Source organism: Polymorphospora rubra (assembly GCF_018324255.1).
Lineage (GTDB): Bacteria > Actinomycetota > Actinomycetes > Mycobacteriales > Micromonosporaceae > Polymorphospora > Polymorphospora rubra.
On sequence record NZ_AP023359.1, the window covers coordinates 4,105,738 to 4,122,541 of the forward strand.

12 protein-coding genes are annotated in these 16,804 nt (G+C 72.4%); 6 read left to right on the forward strand and 6 right to left on the reverse strand.

The genetic code is table 11. The annotated features are described in order from the left end of the window. Positions 1–17 precede the first annotated feature (17 nt). The 4 genes from icmA (at position 18) to Prubr_RS18710 (ending at position 4,811) form a co-directional block, all read left to right on the forward strand. A complete protein-coding gene (icmA, locus tag Prubr_RS18695; protein ID WP_212827165.1) occupies positions 18–1,706 on the forward strand; it encodes a coenzyme B12-dependent isobutyryl-CoA mutase large subunit in 1,689 nt (562 codons plus the stop codon). Positions 1,707–1,788: 82 nt separating this feature from the next. Then, positions 1,789–2,706 carry a tetratricopeptide repeat protein gene (locus Prubr_RS18700; RefSeq protein WP_212827167.1) on the forward strand — a complete coding sequence of 306 codons (918 nt, stop codon included), beginning with the start codon at positions 1,789–1,791 and terminating at the stop codon, positions 2,704–2,706. Positions 2,707–2,808: 102 nt separating this feature from the next. Further along, complete coding sequence (locus tag Prubr_RS37705; RefSeq protein ID WP_281425933.1) at positions 2,809–4,287, forward strand: arginase family protein; 1,479 nt, start codon at positions 2,809–2,811, stop codon at positions 4,285–4,287. 89 nt (positions 4,288–4,376) lie between these two features. Next, the gene (locus Prubr_RS18710) at positions 4,377–4,811 is read left to right on the forward strand and encodes a hypothetical protein (protein ID WP_212827169.1); all 435 of its coding nucleotides are present in this window, start codon (positions 4,377–4,379) and stop codon (positions 4,809–4,811) included. Between the two features lie 562 nt (positions 4,812–5,373). On the opposite strand, the gene Prubr_RS18715 is transcribed toward Prubr_RS18710, so the two are convergent. Together Prubr_RS18715 and Prubr_RS18720 are read right to left on the reverse strand one after the other, a co-directional pair. Further along, positions 5,374–5,772, reverse strand: coding sequence for a hypothetical protein (locus Prubr_RS18715; RefSeq protein ID WP_212827171.1), 399 nt, complete (start codon positions 5,770–5,772; stop codon positions 5,374–5,376). Positions 5,773–5,935: 163 nt separating this feature from the next. Beyond that, entirely contained in the window at positions 5,936–7,909 is a 1,974-nt protein-coding gene (locus tag Prubr_RS18720; RefSeq protein WP_212828222.1) for a penicillin-binding transpeptidase domain-containing protein, read from the reverse strand. Between the two features lie 298 nt (positions 7,910–8,207). On the opposite strand from Prubr_RS18720, the gene Prubr_RS18725 reads away from it, so the two are divergent. Next, on the forward strand, positions 8,208–13,292 hold the full coding sequence (locus Prubr_RS18725; protein WP_212827173.1) for an NAD-glutamate dehydrogenase: 5,085 nt from the start codon (positions 8,208–8,210) through the stop codon (positions 13,290–13,292). Positions 13,293–13,350: 58 nt separating this feature from the next. Here the strand turns inward: Prubr_RS18725 and Prubr_RS18730 are convergent, their stop codons facing one another. Together Prubr_RS18730 and Prubr_RS18735 are read right to left on the reverse strand one after the other, a co-directional pair. Beyond that, entirely contained in the window at positions 13,351–13,758 is a 408-nt protein-coding gene (locus tag Prubr_RS18730) for a four-helix bundle copper-binding protein (RefSeq protein WP_212827175.1), read from the reverse strand. Positions 13,759–13,938: 180 nt separating this feature from the next. Continuing rightward, entirely contained in the window at positions 13,939–14,889 is a 951-nt protein-coding gene (locus Prubr_RS18735) for an AraC family transcriptional regulator (protein WP_212827177.1), read from the reverse strand. Between the two features lie 91 nt (positions 14,890–14,980). Here Prubr_RS18735 and Prubr_RS18740 point away from each other — a divergent pair, with 91 nt between their 5' ends. Beyond that, entirely contained in the window at positions 14,981–15,904 is a 924-nt protein-coding gene (locus tag Prubr_RS18740) for an NADP-dependent oxidoreductase (RefSeq protein WP_212827179.1), read from the forward strand. On the opposite strand, the gene Prubr_RS18745 is transcribed toward Prubr_RS18740, so the two are convergent. Both Prubr_RS18745 and Prubr_RS36920 read right to left on the reverse strand, forming a co-directional pair. Beyond that, the gene (locus Prubr_RS18745; RefSeq protein ID WP_212827181.1) at positions 15,905–16,603 is read right to left on the reverse strand and encodes a TetR/AcrR family transcriptional regulator; all 699 of its coding nucleotides are present in this window, start codon (positions 16,601–16,603) and stop codon (positions 15,905–15,907) included. Then, complete coding sequence (locus Prubr_RS36920; protein WP_246568814.1) at positions 16,566–16,793, reverse strand: hypothetical protein; 228 nt, start codon at positions 16,791–16,793, stop codon at positions 16,566–16,568. Before Prubr_RS36920 ends, Prubr_RS18745 begins: the two co-directional genes overlap by 38 nt. Positions 16,794–16,804: the final 11 nt, after the last annotated feature.

A 16,804-nucleotide genomic window follows, 5' to 3' on the forward strand; every position in this document is an offset into this window, starting at 1 on the left:
AAGGAGGAGCCCCCCGGATGGACGCCCACGAGATCGCCGCCGGACGCGCCCGCTGGCAGGCCCGTTACGACGCCGCCCGCAAGCGGGACGCCGACTTCACCACGCTGTCCGGCACGCCGGTCGAGCCGGTGTACGGCCCGCCGCCCGGCACCGACGTGCCCGGCTTCGAACGCATCGGCTGGCCGGGCGAGTACCCGTACACCCGGGGCCTGCACCCCACCGGCTACCGCGGACGGACCTGGACCATCCGGCAGTTCGCCGGCTTCGGCAACGCCCGGCAGACCAACGAGCGCTACAAGATGATCCTCGGCGCCGGCGGCGGCGGACTCTCCGTCGCCTTCGACATGCCGACCCTGATGGGGCGCGACTCCGACGACCCGCAGTCGCTCGGCGAGGTCGGCCACTGCGGGGTCGCGGTCGACTCGGCCGCCGACATGGAGGTGCTGTTCGACGGCATCGACCTGGCCGCCGTCACCACCTCGATGACGATCTCCGGACCGGCCGTCCCGGTCTTCTGCATGTACCTGGTCGCCGCCGAACGGCAGGGCGCCGATCTGTCCACGTTGGACGGCACGCTCCAGACCGACATCTTCAAGGAGTACATCGCCCAGAAGGAGTGGCTCTTCGCCCCCGAACCGCACCTGCGGCTCATCGGCGACCTGATGGAGTACTGCGCGGCCGAGATTCCCCGCTACAAGCCGCTGTCCGTCTCCGGCTACCACATCCGGGAGGCCGGCGCGACGGCCGCGCAGGAGCTGGCGTACACCCTGGCCGACGGCTTCGGGTACGTCGAACTCGGCCTCTCCCGGGGCCTCGACGTCAACACCTTCGCGCCTGGGCTGAGCTTCTTCTTCGACTCCCACGTCGACTTCTTCGAGGAGATCGCCAAGTTCCGGGCCGCCCGCCGGATCTGGGCCCGCTGGCTGCGCGACGAATACGGCGCCACCAGCGAGAAGGCACTCTGGCTGCGGTTCCACACCCAGACCGCGGGCGTGTCGCTGACCGCGCAGCAGCCGGTCAACAACGTCGTACGCACCGCGGTGGAGGCGCTCGCGGCCATCCTGGGGGGCACCAACTCGCTGCACACCAACGCGCTCGACGAGACCCTCGCGCTGCCCACCGACGAGTCCGCCGAGATCGCGCTGCGTACCCAGCAGGTGCTGATGGAGGAGATCGGCGTGACCAACGTCGCCGACCCGCTCGGCGGTTCCTGGTACGTCGAGGCGCTCACCGACTCGATCGAGGCGGAGGCCGAGGCGATCTTCGCGCGGATCCGCGAACTGGGCGGCAAGGGCGAGCACCCGATCGGCCCGATGACCGCCGGCATCCTGCGCGGCATCGAGGACGGCTGGTTCACCAGCCACATCGCGGACTCCGCCTTCACCTACCAGCAGGCGCTCGAGAAGGGTGACAAGAAGATCGTCGGGGTCAACTGCCACACCGCCACGATCGCCAAGGACCTGGAGATCCTGCGCATCTCGCACGAGGTCGAGGTCGAGCAGAAGCGGCTGCTCGCCGACCGCAAGGCCGGCCGGGACGACGCCGCCGTCGAGGAGGCCGTCAGCCGGATGCTCGCGGCGGCCCGCGGCGGCGAGAACATGATCCCGGCGATGCTCGACGCGGTACGCGCCGAGGCCACTCTCGGCGAGATCTGCGACGCCCTGCGCGACGAGTGGGGCGTCTACCGCGAACCGGCCCGGTTCTGACCCCCGGCCGGCCGACGGCGGTGCTGCGCGGGGCGTGGTGGTCCGGACGCAGCGGGCTATCCACGTGCGAGACTAGACAACCATGAGCGACCCACGGACGACCCCGTCGATCTTCACCCGCGGCGCGGTAGACCTCGGCGCGCTGCGCAGCGCCGCACCCGCCCCGGCCCGGCCCGCGGCCACCACACCCGCCGGGGGCCAACCCGTCCCCGGCGGCGCCGCACCCGGTGCGGTTGCCGTGATCGATGTCACCGAGGCCACGTTCCAGACCGAGGTACTCGAACGCTCCATGACCACCCCGGTCGTGCTCGACTTCTGGGCCGAGTGGTGCCAGCCCTGCAAGCAGCTGTCGCCGCTGCTCGAACGGCTGGCCGCCGAGGGCGGCGGCAGCTGGGTGCTCGCCAAGATCGACGTCGACGCCAACCAGCGACTCGCCCAGATGTTCCGGGTCCAGAGCATCCCGACCGTCTACGCCGTCATCGGCGGCCAGATGGCACCGGGATTCGCCGGATTGCAGCCGGAGTCGCAGATCCGTCAGTGGATCGGCGCCGTCCTCCAGGCCGGCGGGGTCACCGTGGAGGAGACCGAGGACCCGCGCCTCACCGAAGCGGACGAGGCACTGATCACCGGCGACCTCGACGCCGCCGAGCAGGCGTACCGGAAGATCCTCGCCGAGTCGCCGGCGGACGCCTCGGCCGAGGCCGGGCTCGCGCACGTGTCGCTGGCCCGCCGGGTCGCCGGCGTCAACCCGGCCCAGGTCCTCGCCGACGCCCAGGCCAGCCCCGACGACGTCGCCGCGCAACTGCTCGCGGCCGACGTCGAGGTGCTCAGCGGCCAGGCCGACCTGGCCTACACCCGGCTGGTCGACCTCGTCCGGCGCACCGCCGGCGACGACCGGGAGACGATCCGCAAGCACCTGCTGTCGCTGTTCACCGTGGCCGGCCCGGACGACCCGGCCGTGGGAAGCGCCCGCCGGGCGCTCGCCAACGCGTTGTTCTGACCCGGCGCGGGCGCGGGGAGCCGCCACGGCGCTCCCCGCACCCAGCCGGCGGCCAACCGGTCTGCGCACCCCCGCGGAGACCGCCGACCAGGACGGGAGCCCATGAATCGCCGGATCGCGATCCTCGACGCCCCGTCCAATCTCGGCCTGCGCCCACCGACCGCCACCTCGGTGCCCGGCTGCGCCAAGGCCCCCGGCGCGCTGCGTGACCACGGCCTCGTCGAACGGCTCGACGCCCGTGACACCGGCTGCCTCACCCCACCCCGGTACGACCCCGCCGACTGGCGCCCCGGCGACGGGGTCTGCCACGCACCCGCCATCGCCCGCTATTCGATGGCGCTCGCCGAACGGATCGGCGCGATCATCGACGCCGGCGAGTTCCCGGTCATCCTCGGCGGTGACTGCTCGATCCTGCTCGGCTCGGCCCTCGCCATGCACCGCCTCGGCGAGGCGGTCGGCGGCCGGATCGGGCTGGTCTTCGTCGACGGGCACTCCGACTTCCGGCACCCCGGCAACGCCTCGTACGTCGGTGCCGCCGCCGGCGAGGACCTCGCCCTGGTCACCGGCCGGGGCCAGGCCGACCTGGCCGCCATCGAGGGACGGCGCCCCTACTTCCGGGACATCGACGTCGTCGTGCTGGGCATCCGTACCCAGGACGAATACCGGCTCGACCTGCAGGCCGCCGGGATCGTCACCCGGACGGTGCCGATGCTGCGGACCGAGGGCGCGGCCCGGACCGCCCAGTGGGCCCACGACCAGCTCGCCGACTGCGCCGGCTACTGGGTGCACGTCGACGTGGACGTACTCGACCCCGCGGTGATGCCCGCCGTGGACGCCCCCGACCCGGGCGGCATCGCGTTCACCGAGCTGGAGCTGCTGATCGCCGGCCTGGTCGACACGCCGCACTGCCTCGGCATCGAGATCACCGTCTTCGACCCCGACTACGACCCGGACGGTTCGTACGCCGCCGAGATCGTCGCCACGCTCGTCGCCGGACTGTCCCCGGTGCACCGCCCCGAACCCGCCCCGGAACCGGCCGGCCCGGTCTGGATCGGCGCACCGGCCCGGGCGCCCGGGCGCGACCCGGTCGAAGACCCGCCCGGCGTACGCGGGGGAGCGCCGGCGGCGGACGATCGGGCGGTGCGGCCGAGCGTCGCAATGCCGCAGGGGGCGGGCCCGGTGGCCCCGGAGGAGGCACCCGAGGGCTCGACAGCGCTGGGCCCGGAGAACCCGGGCCCAGCGGCCGCGAACTCGACGCAACCGACCCCGGGCGACCCGGTCGTTGACGTGTCGGTCGTGGGTGGCCCGGCGGTGGGTGCTCCGGTCGTGGGTGCTCCGGTGGCGGATGACCCGGTGGCGGGTGCTCCGGTGGGGGGTGACCCGGTGGCGGGTGCTCCGGTGGCGGGTGCTCCGGTGGCGGGTGACCCGGTGGCGGGTGACCCGGCGGTGGCCCCGGTGGGGGGTGACCCGGCGGTGGCCCCGGCAGCGGTGGCTGCCTCGGCCAGGCCGGCCTCGGTAGCGGACGTCCCGGTGGTGGCTGCCTCGGGCGGGGTGGCCCGGGCGATGATGCGTCGCCGGTGACGGTCCCGCCGTCGGGTGCCCCGGCCGCGGCGATCCCGCCCCCGGATGGCCCTGGCCCGGCCGTTGGCCCCCGGCAACGGGTGGACTCGGTGATCGGGCTGGCCGAGCAGGTGGCCGCTGCCGGTGCCGCCGCTCGCGACACCGTCTGGCGGACCCCGGCCCAGAACGTCGTCCACCCGCTGGACCAGGTAATCGTCTCCACCCCGGATCAGGTCGGCCGGCGGGCGGTGGATGCCCCTGAGCAGGACGCGTCGGGCCGGCCGATGCTGGCGCCAGAGTCGAGAGAGCCGGTCGGTGGGGCAGCGGATCAGGGGGTTTCGGTGGCCTCCTCCGCGTCGGAGCAGGTGGTGCCGGAGCGGGTGCCTCCGGAGGATCGGGAACCGGTCGGTCCGCCGGCTTCAGCCGGTCCCGGCCGGCTAAGGCGTGTCTCGGCCGTCGATGTCGTGATCGGCCGTCCCAGCGTGGCGCCCGGGCAGCGGCAGCCCGCCGCGGATCAGAGCGCCGATGCCGCCGATCTCACCTGACATGCCTGCGTACCTCACTTGACTTGCCCGCGCCTCACCTGACATGCCCGCGCGGTGATCGTCTGTCGTTCCGACCGCCGACACGCCGGCCAACCGCTGCCTGAACCGCAGACAATCATGAGGTGCGGCATCCCCTGGGGCACCGCCGATCAATGCCCGGGATATGAAAATGGGCAATCGCTCTGAAGTAGGATAAATATCCCGAGTGGCGGAGCCGCTTAGTGGCCGTGGTCGGCATCCGACGACACGAGCTGAACAGCAGAGGGGTTATCTCGCTCGAACAACCCCGCTGGCGCTCATCTCGCCAACGCGATCTCGCCCGGCGGCCCCGTCTTCGGAGCCAGGCTGAGCGATCTGGGAAAGATGCGGCGTTTGTCGGACCAGCGGAACCGGGCCGCCACACGATGGGTTTGTCGATCTGAGCGTCAGGGACCTTACAGAGCGCGGATAAGGTCGCTCACGCTCAGATCGACGGCGGGAGCGACCGTAGGCGGTGACCAGACGCAGGCCGCAGGACGGTCGGTCGGCGTGGACGGCCGGCGTGCTGGGCACGAACAGATGGTCATGGCGCCGCCAAGGCGATGTGCGGGTGCGGGTGGCTCGGGACGATGTGCAGGTGCAGGTGCAGGTGCAGGTGCAGGTGCAGGTGCAGGTGCAGGTGGCTCGGGGCGATGTGCGGGTGCGGGCGGCTCGGGGCGACGTGCGCGTGCAGGTGGCTCGAGGTGGCGTGGCGGATGATGGCGGTGGCCCGAGCGACCTGGCGGGTGAAGGTGCCGTGTCGGGCGAGGTGGCGCCCTCGCGGGCACGACGTGGCGCCCAAGGCGACGTGACGGCCGGGCGTGGGGTGGCCACGCCAGCGCCACGCCAGCGCGACGCCAGCGCGACGCCAGCGCGACGCCAGCGCGACGCCAGCGCGACGCCAGCGCGACGCCAGCGCGACGCTGGCGCCCCTCACCGGCACGACATGGCACCCGGAGGCACGACGTGGCAGCCGGCCACGCGGTGGCACCGCGGCACCGCGGCACCGCGGCACCACGGCACCGCGGCACCGCGGCGGTACGCGGTTGGGTGGCGGTACGCGGTGGCGGTGCGATGCGCGGTGGCGCGGGGCAGCGGTGGGACGGTCAGGAGCCGGCCAGGCCGCGCAGGAAGCGTTCGGTCAGCGGGACCGCGCTGGCCGAACTCGAGCCGCCCTTCTCCACGAACACCGCGAACGCCACGTTGCCCTGCCAGCCGATGAACCAGGCGTGGGTGTTGGCCGGGTTGTCGTCGTACTCCGCGGTGCCGGTCTTGCCGTGCACCGGACCGCCGGGCACGTTCCGCAGCGCGCCGGCCGTACCGTCGGTGACCACCTCGCGCATCATCGTGCGCAGCGGCTCGACTGAGGTCGGTTTGAGTTGCGGCCCGGGCTGTGCCGGCGCGGCCGGGGCCGGGTCGAGCAACAGGGTCGGTTGCTGCCACTGGCCGCGGACGACCGCCGCGGTCGCCGACGCCATCGCCAGCGGGCTGACCAGGGTGGTGCCCTGCCCGAACGCGGCCGCGGCCCGTTCGGCCCCCGAGCCGCCGGTCGACACCTTGCCGCTGAACGCGTCGATGCCGAGGTCCCAGGTGCCTTCGAGGCCGAGGGTGCGGCCGGCGGCGGCCAGCCCGTCCGGGCCCAGTTGCGGGGCCAGGTCGGCGAACGCGGTGTTGCACGAGCGGGCGAAGTCGACCCGGAACGGGACCGGGCCCAGTTCGAAGTTGTCGGAGTTCTTGAAGGTACGGCCGTCGACGGTGGTGTTGCGTGGGCAGGCCACCACCTTGTCGAGGGTGACCGCGCCGGCGTCGAGCAGGCCGAGCGCGCTGACCATCTTGAAACCGGAGCCGGGTGGCACCTGGGCGGTGAAGGCCAGGTTTTCCTGGCCGCCACCGGGGCCGTTCGCGGCGGCGAGGACCGCGCCGTCGCTGATCCGTACGGCGACCAGGGCGGCCCGGCGGGACTCGCCGGCCAGTGCGGCGTCGGCGGCGTTCTGGGTGCGTACGTCGATCGTGGTCCGGATCGGCTCGCCGGGCTTGGGCTCGCCCCGGAAGACCTCGGTGCCGGTCGTGGTGACGACGCCGTCCGGCCCCTTCCGCACGATGGTCACGTTGGTTCCGACGGTGCCGCGCAGCCGTGCCTCGTAGCGGCCCTGCAAGCCGCCGTGGCCGACCTGGTCGCCGAGGGCGTACGCCTCGGGTTCGCGTTCCATGTCCTCTTTGGTCACCGGGTCGACGGTGCCGAGCAGGGCACGGGCGAAGTCACGGGTGGGCGCGAGGTCGCGGGTCGACTCCTCGAACTTGGTGCCGGGCAGGTCGCGGATCCGGCTCCGGATCTGGTCGTACGCCTCCCGGCGCAGCGTGACGACCTCGACGAACGCGTCGGGTTTGGCCTGGGCGAGCCGGTCCGGCAGCCCGCCGAGGTCGATCGCGGGGATCGCCGGCCGGATCGCCTTGAAGGCGGCGTCCAGTTCCCTGACCAGCGCCGCCGCGTTGTCGACCTCGCTGGGCTGCACGCCGACGGTGACCACCGGCCGGGCGGCGAACACCGGCTGCCCGGCACCGTCGAGGATCGCGCCGCGCGGGGCGGGCAGCCGGCTGACGCTCAACTGGTCGCCGTCGGTGAGCTGCTTCTGCACGACCTTCGGTTCCCAGATCACCTGCCATGCGTCGTCGCTGCCGTGGGTGAGCCGCACCTGGGTGGGGTAGGACCACCGGGTGCCGCCGGGCAGTGCCCAGTCGACGTTGACGGTCGCGATCGCGACGTCGTCGGTGACCTCGGCCCGGCCGGTGCGCTTCAGCGTGGGCGGGGTGGCGGCGAGGTCGCCGCTGAGGTGCTTGATCTGCGCGGCGACGTCGGCGGCCGGAATCTTGCGGCCGGCCGGGTCGACGAATCCGACGGCGGCGAGGTCGCCGGTCGGCCAGCCGGTGAGCAGCGCGTCGACGGCGTTGTCCGGGCCGTCGTCGCTGCCGCACGCGGCGAGCAGGCCGGTGGCCACGATCAGGCCGGTCACGGTCGCGACGATCCGCCGTCCGGTCCGGTTCCGTCCGACCGACGCCCCCGTCCCGCCCGATGCCCGCATACCGCCCGACGCCCGCATACCGTCCGACACCCGCACGTCAGTCCCCCTCCGACCGCTGCCGACCCCTGACCGTAGTACGGCCGGTCGCCACGCGGTGTCCCGGCATCCGGCCCTGACCGGCGCGGACGGACGACGGCCGGCGTCCGAGGTGATGACGCCGGGCCGATGGGTACTACTCGCCGGTGCCAGGTCGGATTCCAGACCATGGGCACACCATCCACCGGACGGCGATCCGGACGGCAGGGCCTAGGCTGGGGCGGAGTGACCCACAGCGCAGTGGGCCGAGGGGAGTGCACGGATGGACCGGCGGCCGGTGATCAGACCGGAACCCGCCCTCCGGCAGGACGACAGCCGGATCGACGAGTTCCACACTTCAATGGTCGAGGCGGACATCGGGGTGAGCCTGGACACCCTCTACGAAGAGGGTCTACCGATCAATCCGACCGCGGACGACATCGAGGACGTCGACCTCGACGAGCAGGTTCCCAGCGCCGAGCGGCTGGTCGCCCAGGCGGTCGCGCTCGCGGGGCGGGACCACGACGCGGCCACCCTGACCGACCGGTTCTGGCGCTTCGCCGCCGACGAGGAACTGGTCGACTGTTCGCCCGAGGAGATGGTCGAGGCCGCCCTGGCGCACCGGGAGCTGGCCGAGCAGCGGCTGCCGGGCGAGCTGAAGCTGCGGATCGGCCAGCCGGTCGGAGACCAGCATCACACCGTGATCCAGATCGTCACCGACGACATGCCGTTCCTGGTGAGTTCGGTGACCGCGCTGCTGACCACCCGCCAGCTGGACCTGCACCTGCTGGTGCACCCGCTGGTGGTCGTACGGCGGGAGGTCGGTGGCCGGCTGACCGAGGTCGCCGCCGACGTGGAGCCCGACGACGCGATCGACGGTGACCAGGTCGAGAGCTGGATGCGGCTGGAGATCGACCCGGTTCGTGACCCGGAGGAGCGGGAGCGGCTGCGGACCGACCTGACGCGGGTGCTCACCGATGTGCGCGAGGCGGTCGAGGACTGGCCGGCGATGCGGGAACGCGCCCTCGCGCTGGCCGACGAACTGGTCGCGGTCAGCGTGCCGGACGTGCGGCTGCCGGTGCCGGAGAAGGACATCACCGACTCGATCGAGCTGCTGCGCTGGATGGCGCACGAGCACTTCACGTTCCTCGGCTACCGCGAATACCGGCTGGCCGGCGACGCGGACACCCCGGCGGGAGAGAACCGGACGCTGGAGGCGGTGCCCGGCACCGGGCTGGGCATCCTGCGCCAGGACCCGGTGGGGCAGCCCGCCGGCACCGGCCAGCACGCCCCCCGCCCGCTGGCGTCGATGACCCCCGAGGCGGCCGACAAGGTGCTGGAGAAGCGCCTGTTGATCATCACCAAGGCCAACTCGCGGGCGACCGTGCACCGGTCGGCCTATCTGGACTACATCGGGTTCAAGACGTTCGACGAGACCGGCGCGGTGGTCGGCGAGAAGCGGTTCCTGGGGTTGTTCTCCAGCGCCGCCTACCGGGCCAGCGTCCGTGACCTGCCGGTGGTCCGTCGTAAGGTCGCCGAGGTGATGGAGCGCTCCGGGCTCAGCCCGCGCAGCCACTCCGGCAAGGATCTGATGCAGATCCTGGAGACCTACCCGCGCGACGAACTCTTCCAGATCAAGACCGACGACCTCTACCACGCCGTGATCGGCGTACTGCGGATGGCGGGCCGCCGGCAGTTGCGGCTGTTCCTGCGCCGCGACGGGTACGGCCGGTTCATCTCGTGCCTCATCTATCTGCCCCGGGACCGGTTCACCACCCAGAACCGGCTGCGGATGCAGGAGATCCTGCTCGACGAGCTGAACGGGATCGGGGTCGACTACACCACCCGGGTCACCGAGTCGGTGCTCGCCCGGGTGCACTTCATCGTGCGTACCGATCCGGCCGACCCGCCGGGCCGGTTCGACGCGGACGCGCTCGCCGAGCACCTCGCCGACGCGACCCGGCTGTGGGGCGACGACTTCCGGCTGGTGCTGGAGCGCAAGCTCGGCGACGAGCAGGCCAAGGTGCTGCACGCCCGGTACGCCGACGCCTTCCCCGACGGTTACCGCGACGACCAGACGCCGTACGAGGCGTTGAAGGACCTGGCAAAACTCGAGCTGCTGGAGGAGCCCGGCCAGCTCGAGATGCACATGTTCCGCAAGCGGAAACCGGCCGGCGAACCGATCGAGCCGGGTGACCGTACGGTGCGGTTCAAGGTCTACCGGTACGGCGAGCCGATGGTGCTGTCGGCCGTACTGCCGGTGCTGCACTCGCTCGGCGTCAGCGTCGTCGACGAGCGCCCGTACGAGATCACCCGCTCCGACGGGCGGATCTTCCTGTACGACTTCGGCCTGGAGCTGCCGCCGGACGCGCGGGAGCTGACCGGGGTACGCCCGCACGTGGAGAACGCGTTCTCGGCGACCTGGCGCGGCGAGGCCGAGGTCGACGGCTTCAACGAGCTGGTGCTGCGGGCCGGACTGACCTGGCGGCAGGTGGTGGTGCTGCGGGCGTACGCGAAGTATCTGCGGCAGGCCGGCACGATCTTCTCCCAGGAGTACATGGAGGCGACGTTCATCGCCTACCCGGCGATCGCGGCGCTGCTGGTCAGGCTCTTCGAGATCCGGTTCGACCCGCGCCGGGGACTGTCGGCCGAGGAACGCACCCTGGAGAGCAAGGAGTTGCTGACCGCCGTCGGCCAGCAGCTCGATGACGTGGCCAGCCTCGACCAGGACCGCATCCTGCGCTCCTACCTGACGCTGATCCAGGCCACCCTGCGGACCAGCTTCTACCAGCGCGGCGACGACGGGCGCCCCAAGTCGTACGTGGCGTTCAAGCTCGACCCGCAGGCGATCCCGGACCTGCCGGCGCCCCGGCCGAAGTACGAGATCTTCGTCTACTCGCCCCGGCTGGAGGGCGTACACCTGCGGTTCGGTGCGGTGGCCCGGGGCGGCCTGCGCTGGTCCGACCGGCGCGAGGACTTCCGTACCGAGGTGCTCGGCCTGGTCAAGGCGCAGATGGTGAAGAACGCCGTGATCGTGCCGGTCGGTGCCAAGGGCGGCTTCGTGCTCAAGCAGCTGCCGGGTGACCGCGACGAGGCGGTGGCCTGCTACAAGCTGTTCATCTCGGCGCTGCTCGACGTCACCGACAACATCGTCAGCGGCGAGATCGTTCCGCCGGTCGACGTGGTGCGGCACGACGGCGACGACCCCTACCTGGTGGTGGCGGCCGACAAGGGCACCGCGACGTTCTCCGACATCGCGAACGAGATCTCCACGGCCCACCGGTTCTGGATGGGTGACGCGTTCGCGTCCGGTGGTTCGGCGGGCTACGACCACAAGAAGATGGGGATCACCGCGCGGGGCGCGTGGGAGTCGGTCAAGCGGCACTTCCGTGACATGGGGCTGGACACCCAGTCCGAGGACTTCACGGTCGTCGGCGTCGGTGACATGTCCGGTGACGTGTTCGGCAACGGGATGCTCCTCTCGGAGCACATCCGGCTGGTGGCCGCGTTCGACCACCGGCACATCTTTTTCGACCCGGATCCGGACGCGGCCCGCTCGTACGCCGAGCGCCGCCGGCTGTTCGACCTGCCGCGGTCGTCGTGGACCGACTACGACCCGCAGTTGATCTCCGAGGGCGGCGGGATCTTCGCCCGTACGGCCAAGGCGGTGCCGATCTCGCCGCAGGTCCGCGCGGTGCTGGACCTCGACGCCGAGGTCACCTCGATGTCGCCGCAGGACCTGATGAAGGCGATCCTGCGGGCACCGGTCGACCTGCTGTGGAACGGCGGTATCGGCACGTACGTGAAGGCGGCGACCGAGACCAACGGCGAGGTGGGCGACAAGTCCAACGACGCGATCCGGGTCAACGGGCGCCAACTGCGGGCCCGGGTCGTCGGCGAGGGCGGCAACCTGGGATTCACCCAGCTCGGCCGGATCGAGTTCGCGATAGCCGGTGGCCGGGGCGGGAACGCCACCGCACCGGGCGGGGCCGGTGGCCGCATCTACACCGACTTCATCGACAACTCGGCGGGCGTCGACTGCTCCGACCACGAGGTCAACATCAAGATCCTGCTGGGTGGCGCGATCACCGACGGCGAGCTGACCCGCCCGCAGCGCGACGAGCTGCTGGCGGAGATGACCGACGAGGTCGCCGAGCTGGTGCTGCGCGACAACTACGAGCAGGCCCGGGCGTTGGGCAGTGCCCGGGCCGGTGCCCAGTCGCTGCTGCCGGTGCACCGGCGGATGCTCACCGACCTGGAACGCGCCGGTCACCTCGACCGGGCGCTGGAGGCGCTGCCCTCCGACGAGGAACTCGCCGCCCGGGCCGACACCGGGCTGACCTCGCCGGAGTTCGCCGTCCTGATGGCGTACGTCAAGATCGTGCTGGAGCGGGAGATCCTCGCCGACGCGATCGTCGACGAGCCGTGGACGGCGAAGGTGCTGACGGACTACTTCCCGACGCCGCTGCGGACCCGGTTCGCCCATCGGATGCCCGGCCACCGGCTGCGCCGCGAGATCGTCTCGACGGCGTTGGTCAACGAGGTCATCAACCGGGGCGGTATCTCGTTCGTCTTCCGGGCGGTCGAGGAGACCGGCGCCTCGGCGGCCGACGTGATCCGGGCGTACGTCGTGGTCCGCGACGTCTTCGCCCTCGACGAGCTGTGGTCGGCGGTCGAGAAGCTGGACAACCGGGTGCCGACCGAGGCGCAGACCTCGGTGCACCTGGAGGCCCGCCGGCTGCTCGACCGGGCGGTGCGGTGGCTGGTGACCAACCGCCGCTCGCCGCTCGACGTGCCGGCCGAGGTCGAACTGCTGCGGGCCGGGGTGTCCCGGCTGCTCGTCAGGTTGGACGAGCTGTTCGCCGGCACCGAGCGGGAGGCGCTGCAGGGACACGTCGCGGTCAACGTCGGCCGTGGGCTGCCCCGCGAGTTGGCCGAGCGGGCGACCCGGATCATGTACAGCTTCGGGCTGCTCGACGTGGTCGAGACGGCGGCCGAGACCGGCCGGGACGTCGACGAGGTGGCCGGTGTCTACTTCGCGCTCTCCGAGCGGTTCCGGGTCGACTCGCTGCTGTCGAAGATCTCCCTGCTGCCGCGCGAGGACCGGTGGCAGACGCTGGCCCGGATGGCGCTGCGCTACGACCTGTACGCCGCGCTCGCCGCGCTGACCGTCGAGGTGCTCAACTCGACCTCGTCGGCCGACGAGGCGCTGGAGCGGGTGGTGGAGTGGGAGGCCGGGAACGCCACCTCGATCACCCGGGCCTACAAGGCGATGGGCGAGTTCGACGAGTCGCGGGCCGATCTCGCGGCGCTGTCGGTGCTGCTGCGCCAGATCCGGACGTTGGTGCGTACGACCGGCAAGGGCTGACACCGAGCCACACGGATGCCGCCGCCCGGAACGGGCGGCGGCATCCGTGTCTGCGCGGTCAGGTGAGCGCGGCCAACAGTTCCTGGCAGGCCCGCTCGCAGCGGCGGCAGGCTTCGGCGCAGACCCGGCAGTGTTCGTGCATGGCCGCGTGCTGCTCGCACTCGTCGGCGCAGCTGCGGCAGGCGGCGACGCAGGCGACGAGCACGGCCCGGGTCACGTTGCGGTCGTATCCGGTGTGCCGGGACAGGATCCGGCTGGTCGTCTCGCACAGGTCGGCGCAGTCGAGGTTGATCCGGATACAGATGGCCAGGGCCGCGACCTGCTCCTCACTGAGGCAGGCGTCGGCGCACGCGGTGCAGGCCTGGGCGCAGGCGACGCAGGCGTCGACGGCCTCGTTGAGCAGCGCCCGGTCGATTCCGCCGAATTCCGCGGGGTGGTTTCCGAGGATCGAGCTGGCATACGACATCAGGACCATCCCTTGTTGGTGACTGCCGGGCCGGTGCCCACGGCACCCGGCGGGGTACCCGGGCGGTGGCGGCTGAAACGAGCCCTTTGCCTACCTCTGGGGGGTAGGTGGCGAGCCCTCCGGGCGCCAAGGGTGGCTCGTCCGATCTGGCCGTTCGGCCGACTCGGCTCGGAGCTGCGCCTACGCCGGCGGGGACTCGTCGGCGTGTGATTGCTCGGAGTGTCGGTATCTGCCGGGGGCGACGCCGAACCGGCGCTTGAACGCATTGGCGAACGCGAACTCCGAGGCGTAGCCGACCCGGGCCGCGATCGAACTCAGCGGCGCGTCGGACCCGCGGAGCCGGCGGGCCGCGAGGGTCATCCGCCACCACGTCAGGTAGCCCAGCGGCGGCTGGCCGACGAGCGTCGTGAAGCGGCGGGCGAACGCCGCCCGGGACAGCCCCGCCTCGGCGGCCAGGGCCGCGACCGTCCAGGGGCGGGCCGGATCCCGGTGCATCGCCCGCAGCGCGGCGCCGACCGCCCGGTCGGCCAGAGCCGCCGGCCAGCCGGAGGCGGGGCCGGGCGTCGACCCTTCCGCCAACCACGGCCGCAGAATGTGGAGCAGCAGGGTGTCGAGCAGGGCGGGAACGATGGCGTCGGTACCGGGCCGGGGCTGCCGCAGCTCGGTGGTGAGCAGTTCCACGGTCGCCCGCAGCACGGGATACCGGTCGAGGTGCGCCGGAAGGTGCACGAGTTCGGGCAGGTCGTGCAGCAGGGGATGGATGCGGGCCGGTGCGAGCTCGTAGGCGCCGCAGAGCGTGACGGTGGCCGGTACGTTGCCGGCGGGCGGGTCGACGGCGGTGTAGCGCCCGACGGAGCCCGGATCGCAGTCCGGTCCGGTGACCGGGGTCGACGGGCTGTCGGCCAGCACGTGCCCCGGCCCGTGCGGACGGAACACCACGTCACCGACGGCCAGCGGCACCGGGTCGGTGTCCGGCCGGATCAGCCAGCACGGTCCCGCCAGGACCACCTGGAAGCCGGCCGAACCGGGTACGGCGGCGAACCGCTGCGCCCACGGTGCGGGCCAGGCCAGCAGCGCGGCCCGTGGCCGGCCGGTCCGCAGCACCGCGAGTACGTCGCTGAGCACGTCCATCCCGGCCAGTATCCGTCGCGAGACGATCGGGTATGGACCGAGGAGTCGTACGCATGGTCCGGCCCCCGCGGTCGTCCATAGGTTGACGGATATGCGAGCCATGCGAATCCACGGGTACGGCGACGTGTCGGTCATCCGCCAGGACATCGTTCCCCGCCCGGTGCCGGGCCACGGCGAGGTGCTGATCCGCGTCGCGGGGACCTCGTTCAACCCGTCCGAGATCGGACTGCGGTCCGGCCTGCTCAGTTCCGTCTTCCCGCTGGACCTGCCGTACACGCTCGGCTGGGACGTCGCCGGTACGGTCGTCGCGGTCGGCGACGGCGGGTCCACCTTCGCCGTGGGTGACCGGGTCGTCGGCCGGGTCGACAGCGGCGGAGCCGCGGCCGAGTACGTGACGGCCGCGGCCGACCGCCTCGTCCGGGCGCCCACCGCCGTCCCGCTCAGCGACGCCGCGGCCATCCCGGTCGCCGGTCTCACCGCGTGGCAGGCGGTGTTCGAACACGCCCGCGTCACGCCCGGGCAGTGGGTGCTCGTCAACGGCGCGGGCGGCGGTGTCGGCGGGTTCGCCGTCCAACTCGCCCGGTACGCCGGAGCCCGGGTCGTCGCCACCGCCAGCCCCCGCAGCGCCGACGCCGTACGTCGACTCGGCGCCGACCGGGTCGTCGACTACACCACCACGCCGCTCGACGACGCGCTCCCCGGGCCGGTCGACACCGTACTCAACCTGGTCGCGACCAGCCCGGAACGGGTGGCGGCCCTGCTGCCGCTGGTCCGGCCGGGCGGCGTACTGGTCAGCATCACCGTCGCGGTCGAGGTGCCCGCCGGCGTCCCGGTGACGGCGAGCCAATTCGTCGCCCGCAACGACCCGGCCCAGCTCGCGGAGTTGGTGAAGCTCGTCGACGCCGGCGCGGTCCGGGTCGACGTCGCCGCGTCCCGCCCGCTGGCCGACCTGGCCGCCGTGCACCGTGCCGCCGAGGCCGGTCTGACCCGCGGCAAGGTCGTCCTCGTCCCGTGACTACTGGCGCAGGCTCCGGATCAGCTGCATGACCTCGCGGGTCACCGGGCGCAGCACCCGCAGCCGGGACAGCCCGACCAGCCGGTCGATCAACGGGGTGGCCCCGTCGATCAGCCGGCGGGTCTTGGCCTGCTCCGGCGACCGGTCGTGCACCCAGTACAGGACCACCCCCATGTACGCCAGCCACAGCAACTCCGGCAGGTCGGCGCGCAGTTCCGGGTCCACCTTGGCCGTCGACCCCTCGACCACCTCGCGGAACAGCGCGATCGACGCCTCCCGCGCCCCCGACGACTCGGTCGAGAACGGGCTCAGCGGGGAGGTCGGCTCGGCCGCCGTCTTGAAGAACGTCGCCGCGAACGCGTGGTAGGGCGTGTTCACGTCGATGCCGGCGTGCAGCACGCCGCGCAGCCGGGCCGCGAAGTCGGGCTCGGCGCGCAGCACCGCCGCCGTCGCCGCCCGGTGCTCGGCCTGCGTACCGGCGTAGAACTCCTGGATCAGGTGTTCCTTGGAGCCGAAGTAGTAGTAGGCGTTGCCGACCGCGACCCCGGCCTCCTTGGCGATCGCGCGCATCGTCGTCTGCGTGTAGCCGCGCTCGCGGAACAGTCGCATCGCGGTGTCGAGGATGAGCCGGCGGGTCTGTTCGCCCTTGGCGGTCGCCGGCTCAGCCGCAGCGGTCGTCGGCACACTCGCTTCGCTCATCGTCACCACCGTAGTACGGCTCCCGGTAGCGTTCCCGCAGCGCCGACGCGGTCTTCACGATGCGCCGGGCGACCGGCAGCAGATCCGGCCGGGCGAGCCGGTCGGCCAGCGCCCGGTAGTCGGCGAGCGCCCACAGGCAGGCCAGCCAGGCGCCGTCGCCGACGTACACCTCGCCGGTGTCGGCGACCACCGTGATGTCGC